Annotated in this window: 20 protein-coding genes; 10 read left to right on the plus strand and 10 right to left on the minus strand. The window is 71.3% G+C overall.

Translation table 11 applies throughout. The features are described from left to right. Positions 1-41 precede the first annotated feature (41 nt). The 7 genes from ABZ471_RS14175 to ABZ471_RS14205 all read left to right on the plus strand — a co-directional run bounded on the left by ABZ471_RS14175 (position 42) and on the right by ABZ471_RS14205 (position 7,665). Positions 42-3,032 (plus strand): nitrate- and nitrite sensing domain-containing protein, encoded by a 2,991-nt coding sequence (locus ABZ471_RS14175; protein ID WP_359066022.1) that lies wholly within the window; start codon positions 42-44, stop codon positions 3,030-3,032. Continuing rightward, on the plus strand, positions 3,029-3,526 hold the full coding sequence (locus ABZ471_RS14180; RefSeq protein WP_359066024.1) for a roadblock/LC7 domain-containing protein: 498 nt from the start codon (positions 3,029-3,031) through the stop codon (positions 3,524-3,526). Before ABZ471_RS14175 ends, ABZ471_RS14180 begins: the two co-directional genes overlap by 4 nt. Continuing rightward, positions 3,523-3,954, plus strand: a complete 432-nt coding sequence (locus ABZ471_RS14185) for a DUF742 domain-containing protein (RefSeq protein ID WP_359066026.1) — start codon at positions 3,523-3,525, stop codon at positions 3,952-3,954. The genes ABZ471_RS14180 and ABZ471_RS14185 overlap by 4 nt, the downstream gene beginning before the upstream one ends. Continuing rightward, on the plus strand, positions 3,935-4,582 hold the full coding sequence (locus ABZ471_RS14190; RefSeq protein WP_359066028.1) for an ATP/GTP-binding protein: 648 nt from the start codon (positions 3,935-3,937) through the stop codon (positions 4,580-4,582). Before ABZ471_RS14185 ends, ABZ471_RS14190 begins: the two co-directional genes overlap by 20 nt. A 24-nt stretch (positions 4,583-4,606) precedes the next feature. Further along, positions 4,607-5,860 carry a styrene monooxygenase/indole monooxygenase family protein gene (locus ABZ471_RS14195; protein ID WP_359066030.1) on the plus strand — a complete coding sequence of 418 codons (1,254 nt, stop codon included), beginning with the start codon at positions 4,607-4,609 and terminating at the stop codon, positions 5,858-5,860. 340 nt (positions 5,861-6,200) lie between these two features. After that, positions 6,201-7,085, plus strand: a complete 885-nt coding sequence (locus ABZ471_RS14200) for an amidase domain-containing protein (RefSeq protein ID WP_359066032.1) — start codon at positions 6,201-6,203, stop codon at positions 7,083-7,085. Between the two features lie 49 nt (positions 7,086-7,134). Continuing rightward, the gene (locus ABZ471_RS14205) at positions 7,135-7,665 is read left to right on the plus strand and encodes a hypothetical protein (RefSeq protein ID WP_359066034.1); all 531 of its coding nucleotides are present in this window, start codon (positions 7,135-7,137) and stop codon (positions 7,663-7,665) included. A gap of 5 nt (positions 7,666-7,670) precedes the next feature. Here ABZ471_RS14205 and ABZ471_RS14210 read toward each other — a convergent pair whose 3' ends face one another. The 4 genes from ABZ471_RS14210 to ABZ471_RS14225 form a co-directional block, all read right to left on the minus strand. Beyond that, positions 7,671-8,732, minus strand: coding sequence for a C40 family peptidase (locus ABZ471_RS14210; RefSeq protein ID WP_359066036.1), 1,062 nt, complete (start codon positions 8,730-8,732; stop codon positions 7,671-7,673). Positions 8,733-8,843: 111 nt separating this feature from the next. Further along, positions 8,844-9,149, minus strand: coding sequence for a hypothetical protein (locus ABZ471_RS14215; RefSeq protein ID WP_359066038.1), 306 nt, complete (start codon positions 9,147-9,149; stop codon positions 8,844-8,846). A gap of 11 nt (positions 9,150-9,160) precedes the next feature. Continuing rightward, entirely contained in the window at positions 9,161-9,814 is a 654-nt protein-coding gene (locus ABZ471_RS14220; RefSeq protein WP_359066040.1) for a TetR/AcrR family transcriptional regulator, read from the minus strand. Positions 9,815-9,849: 35 nt separating this feature from the next. After that, positions 9,850-10,788 (minus strand): diiron oxygenase, encoded by a 939-nt coding sequence (locus tag ABZ471_RS14225; protein WP_359066042.1) that lies wholly within the window; start codon positions 10,786-10,788, stop codon positions 9,850-9,852. A 122-nt stretch (positions 10,789-10,910) separates the two neighbouring features. Between ABZ471_RS14225 and ABZ471_RS14230 the strand changes: the two genes are divergently transcribed. Beyond that, the gene (locus ABZ471_RS14230) at positions 10,911-12,020 is read left to right on the plus strand and encodes a ferritin-like domain-containing protein (protein WP_359066044.1); all 1,110 of its coding nucleotides are present in this window, start codon (positions 10,911-10,913) and stop codon (positions 12,018-12,020) included. A gap of 59 nt (positions 12,021-12,079) precedes the next feature. Further along, positions 12,080-12,928, plus strand: a complete 849-nt coding sequence (locus tag ABZ471_RS14235) for a hypothetical protein (protein WP_359066091.1) — start codon at positions 12,080-12,082, stop codon at positions 12,926-12,928. Between the two features lie 39 nt (positions 12,929-12,967). Here the strand turns inward: ABZ471_RS14235 and ABZ471_RS14240 are convergent, their stop codons facing one another. From ABZ471_RS14240 to ABZ471_RS14260, 5 genes are all read right to left on the minus strand, one after another. Further along, entirely contained in the window at positions 12,968-14,425 is a 1,458-nt protein-coding gene (locus tag ABZ471_RS14240; RefSeq protein ID WP_359066093.1) for a penicillin-binding transpeptidase domain-containing protein, read from the minus strand. 23 nt (positions 14,426-14,448) lie between these two features. After that, positions 14,449-15,810 (minus strand): FtsW/RodA/SpoVE family cell cycle protein, encoded by a 1,362-nt coding sequence (locus ABZ471_RS14245; protein WP_359066046.1) that lies wholly within the window; start codon positions 15,808-15,810, stop codon positions 14,449-14,451. 153 nt (positions 15,811-15,963) lie between these two features. Further along, on the minus strand, positions 15,964-17,208 hold the full coding sequence (locus ABZ471_RS14250; protein ID WP_359066048.1) for a HAMP domain-containing sensor histidine kinase: 1,245 nt from the start codon (positions 17,206-17,208) through the stop codon (positions 15,964-15,966). Further along, positions 17,205-17,936, minus strand: a complete 732-nt coding sequence (locus tag ABZ471_RS14255; protein WP_359066050.1) for a hypothetical protein — start codon at positions 17,934-17,936, stop codon at positions 17,205-17,207. Before ABZ471_RS14255 ends, ABZ471_RS14250 begins: the two co-directional genes overlap by 4 nt. Positions 17,937-18,030: 94 nt before the next feature. Continuing rightward, positions 18,031-18,537 carry a dual specificity protein phosphatase family protein gene (locus ABZ471_RS14260; RefSeq protein ID WP_359066052.1) on the minus strand — a complete coding sequence of 169 codons (507 nt, stop codon included), beginning with the start codon at positions 18,535-18,537 and terminating at the stop codon, positions 18,031-18,033. 101 nt (positions 18,538-18,638) lie between these two features. Here ABZ471_RS14260 and ABZ471_RS14265 point away from each other — a divergent pair, with 101 nt between their 5' ends. Next, positions 18,639-19,442, plus strand: a complete 804-nt coding sequence (locus ABZ471_RS14265) for a nuclease-related domain-containing protein (RefSeq protein WP_359066054.1) — start codon at positions 18,639-18,641, stop codon at positions 19,440-19,442. 279 nt (positions 19,443-19,721) lie between these two features. Here ABZ471_RS14265 and ligD read toward each other — a convergent pair whose 3' ends face one another. Continuing rightward, positions 19,722-20,603, minus strand: a complete 882-nt coding sequence (gene ligD, locus ABZ471_RS14270) for a non-homologous end-joining DNA ligase (RefSeq protein ID WP_359066056.1) — start codon at positions 20,601-20,603, stop codon at positions 19,722-19,724. Positions 20,604-20,621 lie beyond the last annotated feature (18 nt).

The following is a 20,621-nucleotide window of genomic DNA, read 5'->3' on the forward strand; positions in this document are numbered from 1 at the left end:
GACGGGCCGCCACCCGGGTCCTTGGGTAGACGAGTTCAGGAATGCGAGCACCGGTGCAGATGAAGCGGCCTCGGCGCACAGGCAGGCAGACGGCCCCCGCGGGGGCCGCCGAGCAGACCCCCGTGGGCACCGGCCGTCCCACCCATGTGCGCACCCGGCTGATCGTCGCCGCGGCCGTGGTGGCCGCCGCCATCGCCGGAGCGGGAGCACCCTCGCTGCTCACCGCCTCCCAGGACGTCAGCGACTCCCAGGACCTGGTGACGCTGGCCGCCCGAACCCAGGACGCGCTCGCGCTCGCCCACTCGCTCGCCGACGAACGCGACGAGGTGACCTCCTACATCGCCGCCGGCCGGCCCAAGTCCAAGGCGCCCACCGAGCAGCGCAGCGCCCGCGTCGACCGCCAGATCGAGGACCTGCGCGCCGACACCGACACCTCGGCCTCGCTGCGCACCGACCTCGACGGCATCGCGGCCGTCCGTCGCGCCGCCCTCACCGGCAAGACGAACGCGCTGCAGACCCACCAGGCGTACTCGGCCACCATCGGCGAACTGCACCGGCTCGCCGACGACCTGGCCGAGCAGCTGCCCCCGCGGGCCGGCTCCGGCGCCTACTCCCTCGCCGAACTGGACACCGCCGTCCAGCAGTCCGCGGCCGCCCGCGGTCTGCTGCTGGCCGCGCTCAACATCCCGTCCACCACCCGGACGGTGATCAACCCCACCACCGGTCTGCCCACCACGACCACCGTCCCGACCGAGGCCGACCAGAGGCAGCGCGACGCGCTCACCGCCGCCGCCCAGCAGGCACGGCTGCGCGCGGACGCCGCCCTCGCCGGCTTCCGGGACACCGCGCCCCTGGCGGCCGTCGACTCGTACGACTCCACGGTCACCGGACCCGAGGTCAACTCCGCCGAGAAGTACCTGGCCGCCCTCACCGACCAGCCGGCGTTCAGCGGCAGCGAGCCCACCACCAGCACCAAGAAGCTGGACGCTGCCCTGTCCGCCCGGGTCGACCTGATGCGGGGCGCGGAGGCGGCCCTCTACGACCACCGCACCAGGGACCTCGCGAAGCTCCGGGACGACGACGTCACCGCCCTGGAGATCCGCATCGCCGTCCTCGGCGCCCTGATGCTGGTCGCCGTCGGTGTCGCCACCGCCATGGCCCGCACCCTCACCCGCCCGCTGTCGGTGCTGCGCCGCGGCTCGGCCCGGCTGGCCGGGGCCGAGGACCCGGCGGCCCAGGAACCGATCACCTTCACCGGCCGCAACGACGAGTTCGCCCAGGTCGTCCGCTCGGTCAACGCCCTGCACGCGCACGCGGTCGCCCTGCACGAGCGGGTGACCACTCTGGAGACCGACCGCAAGCACCTGGTCGGCCAGCGGCAGAAGATGGCCGACGCCCGCGAGGAACTGCGCGCCGAACTCGCCGAGTCGGCGGCCCAGCTGGAGCGGCTGCGCACCAGCATCGGCGGCACGTTCGTCAACCTCGCCCTGCGTACCCTGGGGCTGGTCGAGCGCCAGCTGGCGGTCATCGAGGGCCTGGAGGAGCGCGAACAGGACCCCGACCGCCTGGCCACCCTCTTCAAGCTCGACCACTTCGCCACGGTCATGCGCCGCCACAGCGAGAACCTTCTGGTCCTCTCGGGCACCGAGCACGTCCAGCCGCACCACGGCCCGGTACCGCTGGTCGACGTGGTCCGCGCGGCGGTCAGCGAGATCGAACGCTACGAGCGCGTCCGCATCGCGGCCCTGCCTCCGCGCGCCCACCTGGCGGGTTTCGCAGCCGACGACCTCTCCCACCTCCTTGCCGAACTCATGGAGAATGCCACCTCGTTCTCGCCGCCCGACCTGCCCGTCGAGGTCTCCGGCTGGCTGCTGGAGTCCGGCGAGGTCATGCTGTCCGTCCAGGACGAGGGCATAGGCATGGCGGGCGACCGGCTCGACCGCCTCAACTCCCGCCTCGCCGACTTCGACCCCGAGTCGCCGTACGACCAGGAGGGCGAGGACGGCCTCGGCCTCGGCCTGTACGTGGTGGCCCGCCTCGCCCACCGGTACAGCGTCCGGGTCCAGCTGCGCGAGCAGAAGCAGGGCGGGGTGGCGGCGGTCATGGTCCTGCCCCGGACCCTCCTCACCGAGGCCCCCGCGGCACCGGTCCCGCCCCCGGCCACCCTCTCGGACACCCCCCAGACCTTCTCCCTCCCCGGCGCCGCCGCCGAGGTCAACTCCAACGTCCTGCAGTCCCGCACGAGGGACAAGGACACGGATCTGCTGGTGGCACTGGCAGAACAAGCCCTCCGCGAAGCCCCCGACACCCCGACTGACCCGGATCCCGCCACGGGCGGCATGCCCGCGGGCGGCGCCGAGTCGGAGTCCGTCACCGGCGAGATGCCCGCGGGTGCGGCCGAGCGGGAGTCCGGGACCGGGGAAATGCCTGTAGGCGGCGTCGTGCGGGAGTCCGGCCTCGGCGGGATGTCCGCGGGTGCGGCCGAGCGGGAGCCCGGGGTCGCTGAGACGCCCGCGAGTGCGGCCCTGCGGGAGTCCGGGGCCACTGGGATGCGCGCGGGTGTGGCCGGGACGGGGCCGGAGGTGCACGTACGGGCCGACGCGGTGGAGCAGGACACGGGGGAGGCGCCGGCCCGGCCCAAGGAGCCGGTGGAGACCTTCGCCGAGACCACGATGGAGCTGATGCTCCCGGAGGTCACGACGGATGCCGCGGCCGCCGACGGCGGGGACGCCCCACAGGGGCCACCCGCACCCGACGTCGAGAGCCGCACGGGGGGTGCGGGTGGGAACGAAGACGCCGAAGGCGAAGCCGGGGCGCTCACCAGCAAGGGCCTCCCGAAGCGCACGCCCAGGATCACCTCGCCCACGGCACCGCCGCGCCAGCGCAGCGCAGGCGTGGACGCCGAAGCCCTCCGCCGCAGGCTCGGCGGCTTCCGCCAGGGAGCACAGGCCGGCTATCGCGACGTAGAGGCAGAGATCTCAGAACGTACCGAAGTAGACACGGGGGGCACAGTCGAGGAGGCAAGCAGTTGACCGCGCCCAGTACCTTCGCACTGAGCAGTGAGGCCCGCAACCTGCACTGGCTGCTGACCAATCTGGTCGAGGAAGTCCCCGGAATCCAGTCCGTCGCCGTGGTCTCCTCGGACGGCCTGCTCCTTCTCTCGTCCGACCCCGGCCACGCCGAGCAGTCCCGCCGGGCCCGCCCGGCGAAGGGTCCACGCGGCTCCTCCGCCGACCTCGCCACCATCGTCTCCGGCATCGGCAGCCTTACCGTCGGCGCCGCCCGGCTGATGGAGTTCGGCGGGGTCAAGCACACGATGATCGCGATGGACGAGGGCAGCCTGTTGGTGATGTCGATCAGCGACGGCTCGCTGCTCGGCGTGCACGGCTCCGCCGAGTGCGACATGAGCGTGGTGGCGTACCACATGGCGCTCTTCGTCGGCCGCGCCGGCCACGTCCTGACCCCCGAACTCCGCAGCGAGCTACGGAAGTCACTGGAGGCCGAGCCGACCGGGAGCGCCCGATGAGCGGCACGGCCAGGGAGCAGCTCCCCGTGCGCGGCGGTGGCCGCAAACCCGCCCGCGTCCGCCCCTACTCGCTCACCGGCGGCCGTACCCGCTTCGGCCACGTCCTCCTCGTGGAGACGTTCGTGGGAAGCACCGCCGGCACGGCGGCCCTCGAAGCCGCCCAGGAGCGCAAGGAACTGACGAACGGGTCCCTCACCACCCGGGTCATGCCGGAGATGCGGGCCATCGTCGAACTGTGCCGCCGTATGCGCACGGTGGCCGAGATCGCCGCGCTGCTGAAGATGCCGCTCGGCGTGGTCCGCGTCCTGCTGAGCGACCTCGCGGACCAGGGAAAGATCCGTGTGTACGGCACCGGCACCGGTCACGGCACCGGCCGCCCGGACCGCGCTCTGCTGGAAAGGGTGCTGAGTGGACTCCGCCGTCTCTGACGCCGCCGGCGTCACCCCCCTCGTCGCCGGTTTCACCGAGCCCGACGAGGACCTGAAGGCCTGGCAGAAGGACCGTACCCGGGCGCCCGTAGCCACGAAGATCGTGGTGGCGGGAGGCTTCGGCGTCGGCAAGACCACCCTGGTCACGGCCGTCTCGGAGATCACGCCGCTGCAGACCGAGGCGCTGATGACCGAGGCCAGCGAGGGCACCGACGACCTGTCCGCCACGCCCGGCAAGGTGACCACCACGGTGGCCATGGACTACGGCCGCCTCACGCTCGACGACGACCTGGTGCTCTACCTGTTCGGCACGCCGGGCCAGCAGCGGTTCTGGTTCATGTGGGACGACCTGGTGCGCGGGGCGGTCGGCGCCGTCGTCCTGGCCGACACCCGCCGGCTGAAGGACTGCTTCCCGGCTCTGGACTACTTCGAGAGCTGCGGACTGCCGTACGTCGTCGCGGTCAACCACTTCGACGACAGCGAGCTGTTCGACCCGGAGGACGTGCGGGAGGCACTGACGATCCCCGCGCACATTCCTGTCATGATCATGGACGCGCGGCGCCGGATCTCGGTGGTCGAGACCCTTCTGGCCCTGGTGGCCCACGCGCTGGACGAAACCCCCGAGTAGTCCCGATCTAGGAGCCCCACCCGCATGCGGAAGATACTCGTCGTCGGAGCCGGCCAGTCCGGACTCCAGCTCGCCCTCGGCCTGCAGTCGCACGGCTACGAGGTCACCCTGATGTCGAACCGGACCGCGGACGAGATCCGCTCCGGCCGGGTCATGTCGACCCAGTGCATGTTCGACACCGCACTGCGGCACGAGCGCGATCTCCAGCTGAACTTCTGGGAGTCCCAGGCCCCGAAGATCGAAGGACTCGGCGTCTCGGTCGCGGCCCCGGGCTCCTTCGACCCGGGCCCCTCGCAGCGGGCGATCGACTGGGTGGGCAGGCTCGACGGGTATGCCCAGTCGGTCGACCAGCGGGTGAAGATGGCCGGCTGGATGGAGACGTTCGCCCAGCGCGGCGGCCAGCTGGTCATCCACGGCGCGGCGGTCGGCGACCTCGACTACTTCTCCCGCACCTACGACCTCGTCCTGGTCGCGGCCGGCAAGGGCGAGCTGGTGTCGATGTTCACCCGCGACCCGGAGCGCTCCCCGTACAGCGAGCCGCAGCGCGCGCTGGCCGTCTCGTACGTCCACGGCCTGGGCCCGCGCCCCGAGCACCCGGACTTCGACGCGGTCCGCTGCAACGTGGTCCCCGGCGTAGGCGAGCTGTTCATCATGCCGACGCTCACCACCTCCGGCCGCGCCGACATCCTGTTCTGGGAGGGCATACCCGGCGGCCCGCTCGACGCCTTCAACGGCGTCAAGGACCCGGCGGAACACCTCTCCCTGACCCTGGAACTCATGGAGAAGTTCACTCCGTGGGAGTACGCGCGGGCCACCAAGGTCGAACTGACCGACGCCGGCGGCACGCTGGCGGGCCGCTACGCCCCGACCGTCCGCAACCCCATCGGCCGGCTGCCCTCCGGCGGTCTGGTCCTCGGCGTGGCCGACGTGGTCGTCGCCAACGACCCGATCACCGGGCAGGGCTCCAACTCGGCGTCCAAGTGCGCGGCCGCGTACCTCGCCTCGATCCTCGAGCGGGAGGACAAGCCGTTCGACGAGGAGTGGATGCGGCAGACGTTCGACCGGTACTGGGCAACCGCGTCGCACGTGACCAAGTGGACCAACGCCATGCTGGCCCCGCCGCCGGAGCACGTCCTGAACCTCCTGGGCGCGGCCGGCCAGTTGCCGCCCGTGGCTGATCGTTTCGCCAACGCCTTCGACGATCCGGCCGACTTCGAGAACTTCTTCTACGAGCCGGAGAGGACGCAGGCCTACCTGGCGTCGGTCGCCGGAGCGTGACCAATCTCTGACCAGTAGCAAGCCCACCTGTGGCTACCGAGGCGTCACCCCACCTGCTGAGGAGGGGTGGCGCCTCCGTCTTTCACCCCCAGGTGCTCCGGCTCGGATGCCATGCGAAACCGGCCAACCAGGGAACCCGCGCATCCGCCCCTCCGTCCTCCCAGAGGGTTCGCGACGTCCTGCAGCCGCCATTTTCGGCCACACCACGCATATCAGGTCAAAGCGCAAAATTTCGTTGCCCCGCACTGGCTACCCGTGGGTAACCTCAGCGGGTCCCGAAGCCGCACCGATCCTCAACCCGGGCGGCCGGGAAACATCACAGGGGGAAGGAACCCGACTCTTGCGTAACAAGCTCGGTCGTACGATCACCGGCGCAGCAGTGCTCGCCCTCACCGCCACCGGCGCCCTCACAGGAACAGCGAACGCCTCCACAGACGTTCCCGACACCACCGGCGTCATCACAGGAACAGAGAACGCCTCCGCGGACGTTCCGGACAGCGCCTCCACAGACGCCGCGGACAGCGCCTCCACAGAGGTTCCCGACAGCGCCTCCGCAGACGTTCCCGAAGCAGTGTGGGCCGCAAGAGGCTGGCCCGCGCCTTCAGCCGATCCGCACCTTCCTGACGCAAGCGGCAACATCCCCGCCGACCAGGAGGATGCGCCGCAGCCGCTCATCGATGAAGGCGTCTACGGCCCTGATGCCGATGCGGTGTCCACGTCGGCAGAGCCGGTGGCGGCAGCCGCAGCGATCAGCGGCAACGGAACGGCCAACTGGGCGTACAACAACCTGGACACCAGGTGGGAGTACCGGACCGACTGCGCGAACTTCGTCTCGAAGGCCCTGTACCACGGGGGCGGGATGCAGATGCGCCCCGGCGGCCGCAAGGCGGACAATGCCTGGTGGCAGGGCAGGTACGGGTTCGGTAAGAGCTGGAGCTGGACGAGTGCGGACTACCTCCGCCGGCACGTGACCAAGTGGCGGCACTCCGCAATGATTCCGCACGAGTACAACGCCAAGGTGGGGGATCTCGTCTTCTTCAAGTGGAAGAGGGAGCGGGTCTACAACCACGTGGCGATCGTGTCGGCCATGGTGCAGGGGCACGCGAGCATCGTGCAGCACGGCCTGAAGAACGAGACCACCCTGCACGAGGTGATCCAGCGGTACAGCCACACCTCGAACCCGATCGAGAAGGTCACGATCGTCAGGCCCAAGGACCGCAGGTAGCAAGTAGCAAGGACGTGAGATGCCCAGGTCGAAGCGGAGCCACACAGCGGTGGGATCGCTGGCAGCAGCAATGCTGCTGACGTCTGGATGTGCTGTTCTGGACAGCGGCTCTGCTGATGCCAGAGGGTCGGGTACGTCCTATGAGCAGGCGTACGCCGACCACGAGCCGTTGCACGTGGTCGGCTACCCCTCCACCGGGTCTTTGCTGGTGGTGCAGGAACTCGTGTGGGACATCGCCGACGGCAGGACGGATGAGCTCGGCAAGCTGGCGACCGGCGACAGCAGCGAGGCGGAGGCCCGAAAGACCGCCGAGAACTGGATCAAGGGATTCGGTGCCGGCGCCCGTGGAAAAGTGACAGGCGATTTCTATGACGGCGGTTCAGAACGCCAGGTCGTGGTCCTGTACTTCCATGACACCCGTCAGACCAAGGAGTTCACCGTTCGACTCGACGGCGACGCGGGCAAGGACGGCTGGCGGATCCTGATGAAGTCGACCGATTTCAAGGACGCCACCCATGCTCCCGGTTGGGCGCCGAAGGAGCCGGGAGAAACCGGTTCCAGGATGAAGAACAACAACTGATCGGCCTAGCTGGCGTCGGTTGCCGCAGGCCGAGTGTCGGCGGCCGGACGTACGGCGCCGAGTACCGGATAGGACGCCAGGGGGGAGAGCGTGACCTTCCCGCCGGGTCTCGGCGCCTGTACGACCTGTCCGTCGCCCACGTACATCGCCACGTGCGTCGCCTCGGGGAAGTAGACGACGAGGTCGCCGGGGCGCAGTGCGGTCAGCGGGATCCTCTTCAGCCGGGCCCACTGCTGCTGGCTGGTGCGGGGGATGGGGGTGCCCGCGTGCTCCCAGGCCTGGGAGGTCAGGCCCGAGCAGTCGTACGACTTCGGGCCCTCGGCTCCCCACTGGTACGGCTTGCCGATCTGGCCCATGGCGTAGCGGACCGCCCGGTCGGCCTCGGTCGAGGAGGGGGGCCGGTTGTCGGCCGGAGCACCCGAAGTGATGAGTCTGTCCTGGGCGGCGGCGACGTCCTTCTGCTCCAACCGGGCAAGGGCGCTCAGCTGTTCCGGGGTGAGGGAGGCGAGGAGCCGTTCGACGTCGGCGAGCCTCGCCGTCACGTCGTTGCGCTGTTTCCGCTGCTGCCCGGCGAGGGTGAGCTGCGCGTCCAGGGCCTTGCGGGCCGCCCTGGCCAGTGCGTCCTGCCTCTCTTCGGTGCCGGCCAGCCGGGCCACCGTCTCGGCGCGCTCGCGGGCCAGCCGCCCGATGACATGGCTCTCGTCCAGCGCGTGCTGCGGGTCGGGGGCGAGGAGCAGCCGGACGTAGGGGGAGAGGTCGGTGCTGTTCTGGTACTGCTGGCGGGCCAGACGTCCGGCGTCGGTCCTGCTGCCCTGCAGGGCGAGCCGGGCGCGGGCCAGTTCGCCGTCGAGGCGGGTGACCTCGGCCCGCTGGTGCCTGAGTTTCTCGGCAGTGCCGTTGTAGGTCTCGGTGGCCTGCTCCGCCTGCCGGTACAGCCGCTGAAGATCCGTCAGCAGCTGGGAGACCGACCGTTGCGGGGCGGGTGCGGCCGCCGCCGGTACGGGCGCGAGGACGGCCTGGGCCGTCACCGCGGCTGTGCAGGCCAGGCGCAGAAGCACTCCTGACACGTCATCACCTCCGGTGCGGGACGGGCGGACCCTCCGCCTGTCGCCGCACCGCGATAATCAGACATAACGTGCGATGTGCGTGCCACGCCTACGCGGTTCGGCGCAACCCTGTCACCCGGTCGCGTCATCCGGCTTGCCGGACGGCGCCTCGTCCGGCTTGGACCAGGGCCACCTGACCCTGCCGCCGCCCCGTCCGCCCTCGGGGTCGTACGTGTACTTCCACCCCCGCACGAGACCGAGCTTGCTGCTGTGTGCCCTCGGCACACGGCGGTAGACCAGCACGGTGGGCGGGCCGCCGGCCGCGTCCGGGACGGGGATGCGGTACGTCTTCGGGGGGTGGCCGGTCATGCCCAGCAGAACGGGCAGCACACGGCCGTCCATGGGGCCGCCCTCGAAGGGGGTGTCCTGACTCTTCACGCCTTCAAGTCTCAGCCATGCTCGGTGAGCGCGCCGACGAGGTCCGCCGTCTGCGGGTCGCGGCCGGCGGTCACCGTGAGGACCGCCACGAACTGCTCGACCAGCCAGTCGCGCAGCTCGCCGACCGGGGGCTGCTTCTCCTCGTCCAGCCAGATCAGGGAGGACGCCTCCACCGCTGTGATCCACATCCGCACGGTCATGCGCAGGCGCGGGCCGGGGTCCGGGACGCCGAGGTGGCTGTAGATGTGCTCGGCGGCGGCCCGGCGTACCCCGTCCACGATGGCGGTCGTCCGGGACGTCTCCACCACGCTGCCGCCCTGGAGCAGCGCGCTGAAGCCGGTGTCGTGCTCGTCCACGAAGGTCAGATAGCGGTCGAGCACCCGGGACAGGCGGGACAGCAGAGGGCCCTGCCGGGGCTCGTCGAAGCAGCGCTGGAGTTCCTCGGCGGCCGATCTGAGCGCGGCCTCGTACAGCTGCTGCTTGCCGCCGGGGAAGTAGCGGTACACCAGGGGACGCGAGACCCCGGCCGCCTCGGCGACGTCGTCGAGCGAGATGTCCTCGGGGGCGCGGTGCGCGAAGAGGGACAGCGCGGCGACGAGGAGCTGGCTGCGGCGCTCCTCGACGCTGAGGCGACGGTAGGCGGGGGTGGCGGCCGGCGGGGTCATGACCCGAGCGTAATCGCTCGGCGCCCGGCCCCTGTCTACGCCAGCAAGCCCGACGACCTCCACAGCCGCCGCCCGACCCCCCGCAGCACCCCGATGTCGTCCAGGAAGTCCGTCAACCGCTTCGCGCCGGTCTGCATGACCTCGCGCCGGTGGCCGCTGGCCTTCACCTGGGCCATCGCCTCCCGCCTGTCCAGGCCGACGTTGGTGTAGACCTCGGGATTGATGAACGCGACCGAGAACACCCGCGCGAACTCGCCGGACGTGACCCGGGTGAACTCCTGCGACCACTTAGGGGCCGTCAGCATCTGGCGGCGCAGCTCCTCGCGGGCGTAGCGGACGTGCCGGGCCTCCTCGACCACGTGGATGCGGGTGACCCCGCGGATCAGGGGCTGCACCCGCTCGTCCGGGAAGGTCAGCCGCTGCATCCAGTCCAGCACCTCCTCGCCGAGCAGCGTGGCCGTGAAGGAGCCGGGGGTGGTCGAGATCGTCTTGAACAGGCGGCCGAGGTTCTGGTGGGCCCGGCTCACCGGGTACCAGGGCGCGTCACCCCGGGCGATCAGCCGCGCGAACATCTTCGAGTGCCGGCACTCGTCCTCGATCTCGGTCAGGGCGTACCGGACGTGGGCGCTCGTCGCCGCCTTGTCGTAGATGTGCCGGACCAGCAGCTGCATCAGGATCAGCTCGAACCAGATGCCGAGTGAGGCCAGTGCCGCGGCCTCGTGCTGGGAGAGCAGGATCCGCTGCTCCTCGCTCATCCGCCGCCAGAGCGGGGTGTCGTAGAGCGAGACCAGCTCCGGAGGCCAGAACCACTTGCCCTCCTCGAAGGGCGCGTCCCAGTCCAGCTCCTTGTCCGGGTCGAAGGAGTGCTTGGCGGAAGAGACGAGCAGTCGCTCGGCCACCTGTTCCCGGTCCTTCAGCAGGCCGAGCGCGTCGCGCAGCCCCTCCAGCGCGTCCGCTTCCGTCAGGGTCGTCATGGCTCCCTCACCTCGTTACCCGGGGTACGTCGTCCGCCTCTTATGAGACTGCCTGTCAGCAAGACAGTCAATCCCTTGCGCACGACTTGTTGACTCGCGGTCTACGTGTGAGCCTGCGGAGTATGCCGAGCCATGACCTGTACGCCAACGACCCTCAAAGCTCCTCCTGGCAGGTGCCTGCCACGGGCGCGGCCCGGTTCAGCTGGGAGTACGACGAGGGCCGGGACCGCCTGCTCGCCCTGTACCAGAAGGGCAAGGACAAACAGTGGGACGGGCAGACGCGCATCGACTGGGAGCTGGAGGTCGACCCGTACGACCCGCTCGGCACCCCCGAGGAGTCGATGTCGCTGTACGGCACCCCGTACTGGGCCAAGCTCACCGACAAGGACAAGGGCGAGCTGCGCCGGCACTACGCCTCCTGGCAGTTCAGCCAGTTCCTGCACGGCGAGCAGGGCGCGATGATCTGCGCGGCGCGGATCGTGGAGTCGGTACCGGACATGGACGCCAAGTTCTACTCGGCGACCCAGACGATGGACGAGGCCCGGCACGCGGAGATCTACGGCCGCTTCCTGCACGAGAAGATAGGGATGCTCTATCCGATCAACGACAACCTCCAGTCGCTGCTCGGTGACACCCTCCGCGACAGTCGCTGGGACATGCCCTACCTCGGCATGCAGGTCCTCATCGAGGGCCTGGCCCTCGCCGCCTTCGGCATGATCCGCGACACCACGAACAAGCCGCTGCCCCGGCAGATCCTGGCGTACATCATGCAGGACGAGGCCCGTCACGTGGCCTTCGGACGGATGGCCCTGCGCGACTACTACCGGCAGCTCACGGACGCCGAGCTGAGGGAGCGCGAGGAGTTCGTCATCGAGGGCTGCTATCTGATGCGCGACCGGCTGCGCGGCATCGAGGTGCTGGAGAACTTCGGCATCTCCCGGGCGGAGGCCGAGCGGATCAGCGCGGACTCCGAGTTCCTCCAGCTCTTCCGCCGCCTTCTGTTCAGTCGCATCGTGCCCTGCGTCAAGGACATCGGCCTGTGGGGCAAGCGGCTCCAGCAGGCCTATGTCGACATGGGCGTGTTCGAGATGGGCGATTCCAGTCTGGATCTGCTGATGGCCCAGGACGAGGAGATCGCCGAGCGGCTGGACGCGGAACGTTTCGCAGCGGAGGAGCGGGAGCGGGTGGCCGAGGTGCAGGGGGCGATCGAGTCGGGGGCGGACGGGGCCTGACCTGCACGGGGTGCGGTTACGGCGTGCTCGCCCGGGTGCAGTAGCGTGCTGGCGTGTCCATGCCTCCGCCGCAGCAGCCGTATCCGAGCCAGCAGCCGCCGTACCCGAACCAGCCCCAGCAGCCGCAGTACCCGTACGGGCAGCAACCGCCACAGGCCCCGCCGCCTCCCGGGCCGTACGGCTCCCCGTATCCCCAGCAGCAGCCGTACCCTCCGCAGCCGTACCCCCAGCAGCAGCCGTACCCCGCGTGGGGCGTGCCGCCGATGGGTCCCCCTCCGAAGAAGCGTGGGGTCGGTCTGGCGCTGGGGATCGTGGGCGGGGTCGTCGGTCTGGTCGTGCTCGGCTCCGTCGGGGGGCTCGGGGCGGTGCTCGGGACCGACTTCCCCGCGGCCGAGAACAAGCTCACCCTGCCCCACGAGTTGGTGGACGGGACGTACGTACTCGCCCAGGACCTCTCCGACACCGAGGGACAGAAGGTCGAGGACGAGGCCGACGGTGCCTGGGACGCCAAGGACATCCACGCCCTGGTCGGCCGTTACAGCCCGGGCGGCGACGACTCCAAGGGCATGCTGCTGGTGTCGAGCATGTACGGCCGGTTCAAGAACGAGGACGACGTCCGGAGCAGCATGCTCAAGGGGGCCACCGAGGCCAACGGGGTGACGGTGGTCGAACCCGAGAAGGACGTCACCCCCTCCGGTGCGGACGTCACCGTCAGCTGCGAGGTGCTCACACAGAAGCAGGCCCAGCTGACGCTCACCTACCCGGTCTGCTCCTGGGCGGACGGCAACACGGCGGCCGTGATCGGCGAGGTCGACCTGAAGCAGAAGGACTCCGCCGACGTGGACCTCGACGCCGCCGCCCGGAACACCCTCAAGATCCGCTCCGAGATGATCGAGCCGATCGGCTGACCGCCGGCGCCTCCTGCGCTGGGAACGGCGTCCTCCGTCTCACAACCCGAGAACCGACCGCATCACCTCCCGGGCGATCGGTGCCGCGTCCCCGCCGCCGCTGATCTCGCCCCGGTCCGCCGAGGCGTCCTCGACCACCACCGCGACCGCGACCTTCGGCTCCAGGTCGCCCTCGGCCTGCGCCCAGGAGACGAACCAGGCGTACGGCACACCGGAGTTGCCCACGCCGTGCTGGGCGGTGCCGGTCTTGCCGCCGACGACGGCACCGGGGAGGGCCGCGTTGGTGCCGGTGCCCTCCGTGACCACGTCGGTCATCAGCTCCCTCAGCTGCACGGCCGTGGACGGGCGCATCACCTGCCGGGCGGGCTGCAGCCCGCCGCCCGCGAGCGTCTCGCCGCCGCGCCGGGTGGTCCGGTCCACCAGGTACGGCGTCCGCAGCCGGCCGCCGTTGGCGACGGCCGCCGCGACCATCGCCATCTGCAGCGGGGTGGCCCGCGTGTTGTACTGCCCGATCGAGGACAGCGCCAACTGGGCCTTGTCCACGCTGGTGTCGAAGCTACTGGGGGAGACGGGGAAGGGAACGCTCAGCCGGCCGTCGTTGAAGCCGAACGCCTCGGCCGTGGCCGCCATGTCCGTCACCCCGACGTCCACACCCAGCTTGGCGAACACCGTGTTGCACGACCATCGGAAGGCCTCCCGCAGCGAGGTGTCCGCGCAGCCGTCGCCCTCGTTGGTCAGCCGGGTGGTGGTGCCGGGCAGCCGGTAGGGGTCGGGGGAGTCGGTACGCGCGTCCAGGTCCACGGTCACGCCCGCGTCCAGCGCCGCGGCCGCGGTGACCACCTTGAACGTCGAGCCCGGCGGATAGGTCTGCCGCACCGCCCGGTTGAGCATCGGCTTCTCCGGGTCGTGGTTGAGCCGCGCCCACGCCGAGGCCGTCGCCTCGCTGTTGCCCGACAGCGCGGCGGGGTCGTACGACGGTGTCGACACCAGCGCCAGGATGCGGCCGGTGCCCGGCTCGATCGCGGCCACCGCGCCCCGGCGCCCGTGCAGCCCTCGGTAGGCCGCTTCCTGGGCGCCCCGGTCGAGCGTGGTGACGACGTTCCCGGCCGGGCCGGCGGCCCGCGCCACGTCGTTCCACACCGGGAACGGCGACAGCATCGGGTCGGTGCCGGAGAGCACCGCGTCCTCCGCGTTCTCCAGGAACGTGGTGCCGTACATCTGCGAGGCGAAGCCGGTGACCGGTGCGTACAGCGGGCCGTTCCGGTACGTGCGTTCGTAGCGCAGCTGCTCGCCGGTGTCCGTGGAGCCGGTGACCGGTTCGCCGCCGACCAGGATGTCACCGCGCGGATGCTGGTAACGGGCGATCGTGGGGCGGCGGTTGGCCGGGTTGGCGTCGTAGGAGCCGGCTTGTACGACCTGTACCCGGGCGGCGTTGCCCAGCAGGGCGGCCAGCAACAGGACGCTGAACGCGGACGCGTGCCGGATGTATCTGGCCATGGGCCGGCCGTTGCCGTACTCGGTCACCGGGCCACCTGCCCGTCGTACTGACTGCGGGCCGAGTCGCTCACCCGGATCAGCAGGGCCACGATCGTCCAGTTGGTGACGACCGAGGAGCCGCCCTGGGCGAGGAACGGCATCGCCATGCCGGTCAGCGGGATCAGACCGGTGACCCCGCCCGCGATCACGAACACCTGAAGCGCGACGATCGAGGCGAGGCCGACCGCGAGGAGCCGGCCGAAGGGCTCGCGCAGCGCGAGGCCCGCCCGGTATCCGCGCTCCACCAGCAGGGCGTAGAGCACGAAGATCGCCGCGAGGCCCGCGAGGCCCAGTTCCTCCCCGGCTGTCGCCAGGATGAAGTCCGACTTGACGGCGAAGCCGATGAGGACGGAGTGGCCGAGCCCGAGCCCGGTGCCGAGGACCCCGCCCGCCGCGAAGGCGAACAGGGACTGGGAGAGCTGGTTGGGGCCCTGTCCGGCCTCGATGGTGGCGAAGGGGTGCAGCCAGTCCTCGATCCGGCCGTTCACGTGTGGCTCCAGGCGGCCGACGGCGACCGCGCCGAACACGGCGAGCACCAGGCCGACCGCGATCCAGCCGGTGCGGCCGGTGGCGACGTACAGCAGGACGACGAACAGGCCGAAGAAGAGCAGCGAGGTGCCGAGGTCGCGCTCCAGCACCAGGACGCCCACGCTCAGCAGCCAGATGGTGACGATCGGCCCGAGCACGCGCCCGGTCGGGAACTGCAGCCGCCACAGCCGGCGGCCCGTGTAGGCGAGCGCGTTGCGGTTGGCGGCGAGGTAGGCGGCGAAGAACACCGCGAGCAGCACCTTCGCGAACTCGCCCGGCTGGAAGGAGAGTCCGGCGATCCGGATCCAGATGCGGGCGCCGTTGACCGCCGGGAACAGGATCGGCAGCAGGAGGAGGACGAGGGCCGCGACCACGCAGACGTAGGAGTAGCGCTGGAGCACCCGGTGGTCGCGCAGCATCAGCACGACGACGATGAACAGGCCCACCCCGAGCGTGGACCACACCAGTTGGGCGGGCGCCGCCCGGTCGCCCGGCGTCTCCAGGTCCAGCCGGTAGATCAGCACCAGGCCGAGGCCGTTGAGCAGCACGCCGATGGGCAGCGGGAGGGGGTCGGCGTACGGCGCCCGGATGCGGACCGCGAGATGCGCGCACAGGGCGAGCACGCCGAGCCCGGCGCCGTAACCGGCGGCACCGGGCGGGACGGTACCGGTCTTCGCCAGGCCCACCGCGCAGTAGCCGTACACGGACAGCAGCACGGCCAGCACGATCAGGGCGAGTTCGATGCCACGGCGGCGGGGGAGGCGTACGGCGCGGGCGGATGCCTGCGGCGCCGCCACGGCGGTTCCGGCCTTGGTCATGTCCGGAACTTACCCAAATAGGGTGCCTTGTGTGCGGAGTGTAGGCCACGCGCCCCAAAGGGGCGCGGGGCCGTATCGATATGCGGCTCCGCCGCGCGGGTGCGCTCGGCCGCACCCGAGGGAGAGCCCGGAAACCACCCGCAGCCCCGTGCTCTACTCGCCCGCAGGCAAGGTCAGCGTCGCAACAGCCCCGCCATCCACCGCATTGGCGAACGAGAGCAGCGCCCCCAGCACCTCCGCCTGCCCCCACGCGATGGTCAGCCCGAGCCCGTGCCCCTTGGCCCCACCCTCCGTACGGAACCGCTGAGGCCCGTGGGCCACCAGGTACTTCGGATACCCGCCCCCGTGATCCCGCACGGTCACCACAGGCCCGTCCACCGTCAGAACCACCGGAGGTGCCCCGTGCTTGTGCGCGTTGGCCACCAGATTCCCCAGCACCCGCTCCAGGCGCCGCCGATCGGTCTCCACCCGGACGTCCCGCACGATCAGCACCTCGGTCTCGGTCCCCGAGGCCCGCACCACCCGCCCGGCCAGTGCGCCCAGCTCCTCGGTGTCCACCTCCAGCCTCTCCCGGCCGGTGTCCAGGCGGGAGATCTCCAGCAGGTCCTCGGTGAGCGTGCGCAGCGCCGCCACCCGGTCCCGGACCAGCTCGGTCGGCCGGCCCGGCGGCAGCAGCTCGGCCGCCGCATGCAGCCCGGTCAGCGGGGTGCGCAGCTCATGGGCCACGTCCGCGGTGAACCGCTGCTCGCTCAGCAGCTTGCTCTGCAGCGAGGACGCCATGGAGTCCAGCGCGGCGGCGACCGCGGCCACCTCGTCCTGCGGGCGCGACGGATCCTTGGTCCGGGAGTCGTTCACACGGGCGTCCAGATCGCCGGCGCTGATCCGCCGGGCCACCTGCGCGGTCCCGTGCAGCCGCCGGGTCACCCGGGTCACCGCGAACGCGCCGACCAGCAGCGTCGCCCCGATCGCCAGCACCGACGACCACAGGATGGACCGGTCGAGCCCGGCGATCGTACCGGCCTGCTGCGAATAGTCGACCTCCACCGCGAGCGCCCGGTGGCCGTCGGCCGGGCCCGCCGCCCACATGGTCGGCCGGCCCCGGTGCGTGGTGACCATCGTGCCGCGCTTGCCGGCCAGCGCGAGCGCCCGCAGCCGCACCGGCAGGCCCGCGGGGTCCACCCCGGCACCCGGCAGCAGTGTGTCCCCGGCCTCGTACGCCTGCGTGGCGTCCTGGAGCCGGGACAGTGCCAGGTCGCGGGCCTGGCCGACGGTCTGGTTGGTCACCGACACATGCACCAGGACGCCGAGCAGCGCGGCCAGCGCGCAGCACATCACCGTGATGAACGCCGCCGACTTCACCGCGAGCGTCCCGGCCCACCGGGGCAGCGCGAGCCTCATGGCGTGCTCGCGGACGGGCCGGCCGACGCGGACGGCGACGGCTTCTTGCCGTGCCGGCCGTCACCGGTGTGCAGGTACTCGTCGCGGGAGAAGGCCATCGCGCGCTGCTCGGGGTCCCACACCCAGGTGGTGCGGTACTCGTAGCCGGAGATGTCGGCCGGGGAACGTTCGATCAGCGCCCGGCCGGCCAGCTCCACCCCGATGATCGCGTCGTTGTCGGCCAGCACCTGCACCAGCTTGTGCTTCTCGACGGTGTAGACCCGCACGGCCGTCTGGTTGGTCGGGTAGAGCCGGAAGCCGAGCGTCAGGTCGGCCCGGCCGTCCCCCGTGAGGTCCCGGTGGTACGCCTTCAGCAGCGGGCAGCGCGCCTCGTCCCCGCCCGGACGGCACTCCTTCATCCGTTCCGCGGTCGCGTGGTAGGCGCCCTTCGAGCCGTAGTCGTCGGGGTGCGCCTCGATCTCCGCCTCGACGACGTCCACCGGATCGACCTTCCGGATGTCGTCACCGGGGACCGTCACCCCTTTGACGATCGCCCTGGTCGCCACGTCGTACGGGTAGGCCGGGCTGGACGCCGGCCTGAGGTCCGGCCAGAGCCTGGCGGGGCTGACCGCGGTCGGGGTGGCCCCGGCGCCCTGCAGTCCGCCCCTGTCCCCACAGCCCGCCGCCGTCACCGACAGCAGGGCGACAGCGGCCGCGGTGAGGGCGGTGCGCGCGGTACGGGCTGACACGGGGCTCCTGGGGCTTCGGGGACGGTCGTGGCCCCGTACACCTTATTCGTAGGGAAGTCCTTTTTGCGCACTCGGGGCGGTGCTGGAGCAGAGGCTACTCGGCCAGTTCCTCCAGCAGCCGGGCGGTGGCCAGCCCCGCGCGCAGGTACTCCACGAACAGGTCGTTGTGCAGCGCCCACGGGGAGCGCCGGGTCCGGATCAGCTCGATCGCCTCCTGGGCGGTGAGGCCCCGCCGGACCAGGGTGTGCGCGACGACCAGGCCCGAGCGGTTGTAGCCGTGGTAGCAGCGCACCAGCACCGACCGGCCGGCGTCCAGCGCCTCGTGCGCCGCACGCGCCAGCCGAATCACCCCGGCGAGCTGCGTCCCGTCCAGCGGGCCGTCCGGAATCGGCCACACATGATGCTCGGTCCCGGGACCCGGTCCGTACCCCGGCAGTCTCAGCAGGCTCTGCACCACGTCGAACTGATCTCGTACGACGGCGACCTCCAGCCGCCCCGAACGGCCCCGGAACTCGTGCCCGCCCATCCACAGGCCGGGCTCGATCTCGCTCCACGGGCTGTCCGGAGCCGGTATGCCGGGCTGCTGTCCCAGGGTCCGCACCGGCGCCTCCCCAACTCCCCCTCGCAGGGCCGCTCTCCAAAATAACCGGCTTCTTGCGTGGGAGCACCCCGCCTGTTCCCATGGTCGAGGGGTGATGGCGCATGAGCGGACTGCGCGTGGTGCCGACCTGGCGGCACGGCCGCGAACGGCTGTACGTCTGCGGCCCGGACGGAGTGAACATCGCCTGGTACGACCGGGAGACCGGCCGGGTGAACCTGATCCGCGAGGACCGCGAGGCGGATGTGCTCGAGGCCCTGAAACCGTTCCTGACCGGCCCGGTGACCGTGGGCCCGCCCCCCGTGCCCACGCCGGCGGAGCTGGCCCGGCTGACCCTGCACCCGGACGACGACCTCGCGCCCAACCGCCCCGGCGAGGCCCTGCTCGTCGCCCTGGACCGGGACCCCGGCCCCGCCCACCGGCTCCGCCCGGACGCGCGCCGGCGCGCCCTGGCCGCCGAGCAGGCCGTCGGCGAGGCGCTCGACCAGCTGGAGGGCGTCGGCTGGCACGCCCTGCACTCCGTCCCGCTCCCCGGCGGCGACCGCATCCACCATCTGCTCCTCGGCCCCGGCGGCCTGTTCGCCGTCCACGCCCTGTACGCCCGCAAGCAGCGTGTCCACGTGGCCGACCCGATGATCATCCTGGGCCGCCACGAGCCCGAGCCCCTGCTCCGCCGCCTCCGCTCCGACGCCGACCGCGCCTCCTACGCCCTGACCGCCGAGGTCCGCCCCGTCCTGGCCCTCCTGGGCCCGGCCGACGTACGCCTCACGGTCCCACCGCGCGCCCTCCGCATCCTCCAGGACGGTGACCTGCCGACCCTGGCCCGCCTGGGCGGAGTACTGAAGCCGGCGGACGTGGAGGCACTGCACGCGATGGCCCGGGACCGGAACACGTGGGGGAGGGTGTAGGAGGGGGTACGCGCTGTATCAGCCCGTCCGGTGTGTGAGGGCGAAGGTGAGGGCGAGGGCGGGGCGAGGGCGAGGGCGAGGGCTTGCGAAATCAGCCCGTCCGGCGTTTCGAGCGCGAAGGCGAGGGTGAGCGCCGGCGAAATCAGCGCGTCCGGCGTTCGAGGACAAGGCCCGTTCAGGCCGACAGTGGGTGTCCGGGGGCGGGCGGCCCCCGGCAGGGGTGGCAGGGGACGGAGTCCCCTCGACGGGACGGGCAGGGGCGGTGGGGGTGAGCACCCCTCAGGGCAGCGCCACCGCCCGCCCACGATCCAGCAGCCCCGCCAGCAGATCCCCACGGTCCTGCACCCGCGGCGTGATGTCCTCGGCCAGAAACTCCAACTGCCCCGGAGCCCCGCACCCCGCAACCTCCTCCCACGTCACCGGCGCCGACACCATCGGAACCCGCCGAGCCCGCAGCGTGTACGGCGCAGCCGTGGTCTTCCGCCCCGCGTTCTGACTCCAGTCGACGAACACCTTCCCCGGCCGCAGACTCCTCGTCATCCGATGCACGACCAGCCGGGGCATCGCCCGCTCGGCCTCCACCGCAAGCCCCTTCGCGTACTCACTCGCTCGCTCCGACGAGGCCCCGCGCACCGCGGCCAGCAGATGCAGCCCCTTCGACCCCGCCGTCTTGGCATACGCCTCGATCCCGTCCGCGGCGAGCCGCTCCCGCAGCCACAGAGCCACCTCGCAGCAGTGCACGATCGTCGCGGGCGCCCCGGGGTCCAGGTCGAAGACCAGCCGGTCGGCCTCCTCCGGCGACTGCACCAGCCACTGGTGCGTGTGGAACTCGGTCACCAGGTTCGCCGCCCAGACCAGACTCGCCAGGTCCTGCACGACCACCATCCGGGCTGGCCCCTCCGACCGGGGGACCTCCGCGGTCGTGACCCACTCGGGCGTACCCGGCGGCACGTTCTTGGTGAAGAACACCTGCCCGTCCGGCCCGTCCGGATAGCGCAGAAAGGACACCGCACGGTCGCGCAGATGCGGCAGCAGCACCCCGGCGGTGGTCGCGTAGTAGTGCACCAGCTCCCCCTTGGTGAAGCCGGTCTCCGGATACAGCACCTTCTCCAGGTTGCTGAGCGGAACCCGCCGCCCCTCCACCTCTGTGATAGGCGTCATACGATGACAATCCCAGAC

This window comes from Streptomyces sp. NPDC005728 (assembly GCF_040630895.1).
In the GTDB taxonomy this organism is placed as follows: Bacteria; Actinomycetota; Actinomycetes; order Streptomycetales; family Streptomycetaceae; genus Streptomyces.

Coding starts and splice junctions, on each gene's coding strand:
- ABZ471_RS14175 (WP_359066022.1), top strand. CDS start 42: ATGCGAGCACCGGTGCAGATGAAGCGGCCTCGGCGCACAGGCAGGCAG.
- ABZ471_RS14185 (WP_359066026.1), top strand. CDS start 3,523: ATGAGCGGCACGGCCAGGGAGCAGCTCCCCGTGCGCGGCGGTGGCCGC.
- ABZ471_RS14195 (WP_359066030.1), top strand. CDS start 4,607: ATGCGGAAGATACTCGTCGTCGGAGCCGGCCAGTCCGGACTCCAGCTC.
- ABZ471_RS14220 (WP_359066040.1), bottom strand. CDS start 9,814: ATGACCCCGCCGGCCGCCACCCCCGCCTACCGTCGCCTCAGCGTCGAG.
- ABZ471_RS14225 (WP_359066042.1), bottom strand. CDS start 10,788: ATGACGACCCTGACGGAAGCGGACGCGCTGGAGGGGCTGCGCGACGCG.
- ABZ471_RS14230 (WP_359066044.1), top strand. CDS start 10,911: ATGCCGAGCCATGACCTGTACGCCAACGACCCTCAAAGCTCCTCCTGG.
- ABZ471_RS14235 (WP_359066091.1), top strand. CDS start 12,080: ATGCCTCCGCCGCAGCAGCCGTATCCGAGCCAGCAGCCGCCGTACCCG.
- ABZ471_RS14240 (WP_359066093.1), bottom strand. CDS start 14,425: ATGGCCAGATACATCCGGCACGCGTCCGCGTTCAGCGTCCTGTTGCTG.
- ABZ471_RS14245 (WP_359066046.1), bottom strand. CDS start 15,810: ATGACCAAGGCCGGAACCGCCGTGGCGGCGCCGCAGGCATCCGCCCGC.
- ABZ471_RS14250 (WP_359066048.1), bottom strand. CDS start 17,208: ATGAGGCTCGCGCTGCCCCGGTGGGCCGGGACGCTCGCGGTGAAGTCG.
- ABZ471_RS14265 (WP_359066054.1), top strand. CDS start 18,639: ATGAGCGGACTGCGCGTGGTGCCGACCTGGCGGCACGGCCGCGAACGG.
- ligD (WP_359066056.1), bottom strand. CDS start 20,603: ATGACGCCTATCACAGAGGTGGAGGGGCGGCGGGTTCCGCTCAGCAAC.